Source organism: Patescibacteria group bacterium (assembly GCA_027858235.1).
Taxonomy (GTDB): domain Bacteria; phylum Patescibacteriota; class Patescibacteriia; order Patescibacteriales; family BM507; genus BM507.
On record JAQIDC010000023.1, the window covers coordinates 1 to 3765 of the forward strand.

At 32.9% G+C, this 3765-nt stretch carries 4 protein-coding genes; all 4 read left to right on the top strand.

Annotated elements, in window-relative coordinates:
* Positions 1-384: 384 nt before the first annotated feature.
* A complete protein-coding gene (gene rpsB / locus PF572_01395) occupies positions 385-1083 on the top strand; it encodes a 30S ribosomal protein S2 (GenBank protein ID MDA3839720.1) in 699 nt (232 codons plus the stop codon).
* A 100-nt stretch (positions 1084-1183) separates the two neighbouring features.
* Positions 1184-1981 (top strand): translation elongation factor Ts, encoded by a 798-nt coding sequence (gene tsf / locus PF572_01400; protein MDA3839721.1) that lies wholly within the window; start codon positions 1184-1186, stop codon positions 1979-1981.
* A 4-nt stretch (positions 1982-1985) separates the two neighbouring features.
* The gene (gene ricT, locus PF572_01405; protein ID MDA3839722.1) at positions 1986-2849 is read left to right on the top strand and encodes a regulatory iron-sulfur-containing complex subunit RicT; all 864 of its coding nucleotides are present in this window, start codon (positions 1986-1988) and stop codon (positions 2847-2849) included.
* A 144-nt stretch (positions 2850-2993) separates the two neighbouring features.
* Positions 2994-3765 (top strand): hypothetical protein (locus tag PF572_01410; protein ID MDA3839723.1); only part of this gene is annotated, 772 nt, incomplete at its 3' end.

Below are 3765 nucleotides of genomic sequence, written 5' to 3' on the forward strand. Positions count from 1 at the left end.
AAAAATACCGAACATACCGCTTCTAAATTGTTCATATAATAGAGGTTTAGTTTATTAATATTCTCTATTATATCATATATGCCAAATCTTGGAATTTGATAGTTTTACGTATGATCCCTTTTTTGTGACATACTTCTCTGAGTAGAATACCCAAGAAACCCGCCACAGTTAATACCAATATAGCACATTTTAATCATTTTGTCAATATTTACAAATAACTCAAAATATTATACTATTCTATTGAAATAAACTCACTAAACGGGTTTATTAATTTATTTAAAAAATAACTAATTAAAAATCACTCATACTCTTAAAATTAATTCCTTCTTTAATATTTTTACTAATATTAAAGCAATAAGAGTAGAGGATTAAAGGAAAAACAATATGACAAAACTTCCTACAGTAGAGGAGATGTTGAAGGCAGGAATGCATTTCGGGCATCGAACAAGCAAATGGCATCCAAAGATGGAGCCTTTTATTTTTGGCGCAAGAAATGGTGTCCACATTATTGACTTGGTTAAGTCAAAAACTTATTTAATAAAAGCACTAGATTATATGAAGCAAGCAGCTTCAGAAGATAAGGTTATTTTATTTGTTGGTACAAAATCACAAGTAAAACACCCTATGAAAGAAATGGCGTTAGAGGTTGGAATGCCATATATTACAGAAAAATGGATGGGCGGTCTTTTAACTAACTTCCCGGTTGTTAAAAAACTTATCAAAAAATTCAAGGATTTGAATGAAGAAAAAGCGAATGGTAAGCTTGAAAAATATACAAAAAAAGAACAATTAAATTTTGCTAGAGAAACAGTTAAATTGGAAACAAAAGTTGGTGGTCTTGTAAATATGACAAAATTACCTGATGTTGTTTTTGTTTGGGACATCAGAGAAGAAAAGAATGCTGTTCTTGAAGCAAAAAAGAAAAATATTCCTGTAGTTGCTATTTGTGATACAAATGTAAATCCAAAAGATGTTAACTATATTATTCCTTCGAATGATGATGCGACAAAAACAATTAAAATGCTTTTGAACGTTATCAAAGAAACTCTCTTGGAAGGGAAAGCATCAAAAAAAGTTGAATAAAAATTATAAAAAAGTAACTAGTAATAAATAGTAGCTAGTAGTATATAAAAATAAGGTTAGTGGGCCACTAATTACTATCTACTGATTACTTTCTAATTATATGGAAAAAATAAAAGAATTAAGAGACAAAACAGGTGCAGGAATTGTCGATTGCAAAAAAGCTCTTGATGAATCAGACGGAGATATTGAGAAAGCTGTTGAAATATTAAGAAAAAAAGGAATTACAAAGGCTGCCAAAAGAAGTGATAGAGAAACCTCTGAAGGTGTGGTTAAATTTTTGGTAAACGATGAAGGAGATGAAGGTTACATGGTAAAACTTGGCTCTGAAACAGATTTTGTTTCTAGAAATGATAAATTTCAAACACTCGCTGACAATGTTTTAAAAGTAATTGCTGAAAAAAAACCGGAAAGTCTTGAAGAATTATTTGCCCTAGAAATGGACAAAATGGCAGTAAAAGATACTGTTGATAATATGGGCGGGATTATTGGTGAAAAGATTGAAATTGTTGATTACAAAATATTAAAATCAGAAGGAAGTGTTGCCGGCTATTCTCATATGGACGGAAGAATTTGCGTATTGGTTTCAGTCGACAAGAAAGATGAAGCCGATTTAGCTCGTGATATTGCAATGCATATTGCAGCTTCTAATCCAAAATACATGAGTCCAGAAGAAGTGCCTGCTCTAGAAATTGAAAAAGAAAAAGATATTTATAGACAACAACTTTTGAAAGAAGGTAAACCAGAAGCGATGCTAGATAAAATCCTTGTCGGAAAAGTAAATAAGTACTACGAAGAAGTTTGTTTGTTGAAACAAGAATTTATTAAAGATGATAAGAAAAAAGTTGAACAAATTTTAGGTGAAGCTAAGATAGAAGCTTTTTCAAGATTAAGTCTCTAGTTTAATGAGAAAAATAAAAGTACAAATATCACAATGGGATAGAGATGGCATCTTTGATTGTGATGAGGATATTGAACTTGCCCTAGGCGACAAAGTTTTGGTTACTATTGGAGATGAAGAAGAAATTGGAACAGTTACGGACTTTATTGAAAAAGGAGATCAATCCACTGTTGTAAAAGCGAATGAAGGGAAAGACAAGAACGAAGCAAATCCTGATGAGAAAGATTTAAAAAGAACTATCGAAGGGAAGGCTTCTATTGAAGATATTCGAAATCTCCCAGACTCCAATACAAGACAAGCAATGCTCGACAGATGTAAGCAGCTTATCATAGAGCACGAACTACAAATGAAACTTGTTGATGTTCATATTTCTCTTGATAATTCTAAAGCATCTTTTGCTTTTATTGCTGATGGTCGAGTTGATTTCCGTGGACTAGTTCGTGATTTAACAAGAACCTTCAATAAAACAATTCGTCTCCAGCAGTTAGGAATTCGTGATGAAGCAAGAATAGCAGGCGATGTTGGTCATTGTGGAAGAAACCTATGTTGTCGATCACATCTTAAAGAGCTAGCTTCAATTACATCCGACATGGCTGAAGTCCAACAATGTGCTCACAGAGGCTCAGATAGAATATCTGGCGTTTGCGGACGTTTGATGTGTTGTTTATCTTATGAAGAAGAAGGATATAAAGAACTCGACAAAAAAATGCCAAAGGTAGGAACAAAAGTAAATGTTGACGGAAGAAAGGGAGTGATTATTGCTCAGCACCACTTGAAAGAGACTGTTGATGTAGAATTCCCAGCAGGAAAAGGTGAAAGAGGGACTACGAGAGTAGAAGTTGACCTCAATAGACATAAGAAGAAATAATTACATTTAGCAAATATAAAAATAAGTATAGAATTAATTCTATACTTATTTTTTTGTCGAGTACTGTAAAATTTTATTAAATAGAAACAATGAAGTTTTTTTGAAAATTTATGCTATAATATAGTTATAAATAAAATATTTAATATGTTAAAATCTCAACTAAAATTTATTATCACAATTGCTCTTGTTTTAGGTCTATCTATTTCATTTCAATCACTATTAGCACAATGGCAAGCTCCAACAGCAGGCCCTCCGGGGAATAATATTGATAAACCGATAAACACTGGACTTGGTTTGCAAGAAAAACTCGGGGATCTAAAAATTGGTGGTGATTTTGGAGTAGGTAAAAATTTCAAAGTATTGGGTGATTTGTATGCTAGTACAACCATTAAGGGGCTTGGTAATGGCTTAAATATTGATGCTGGTGATTTTGGAATGGAGTTTAATATTAATAGTGATGGAATTGGTACTGATGACTTCATTTTTTATAATAATGGCACACAAATAATGAAAGTTGATCCCGCTGGAAACATTTATTCTAACTCCAGCATTATCCCTACTCTCAATGAAGTCAATTCAAATTTTTATGATAAGACAGAGATAGACGCAGGCTATTATACAAAAAGTGAAACATACTCACAAACAGAAATAGATAATCAGACCTATACACAAACAGAAGTTCAAGAACTGATTGCTTCTTTAGTTGTTGCTGCTGATTCTTCATTGGACCTGTATTTGGGGCTTCATTCTTCTGCCCAATGCGCAGCAGCAGGGGGGGGGGTTGAAACTATTGGTGTAAATGATTTTTGTAAATTTTCAGGAAGATCTTCTTGCGAGCCAGGATGGATTCCGTATCCAAATCTAAATTCGACAACCGCCAAAACATGCACCTATGATAAATGCGTAACAAACAATC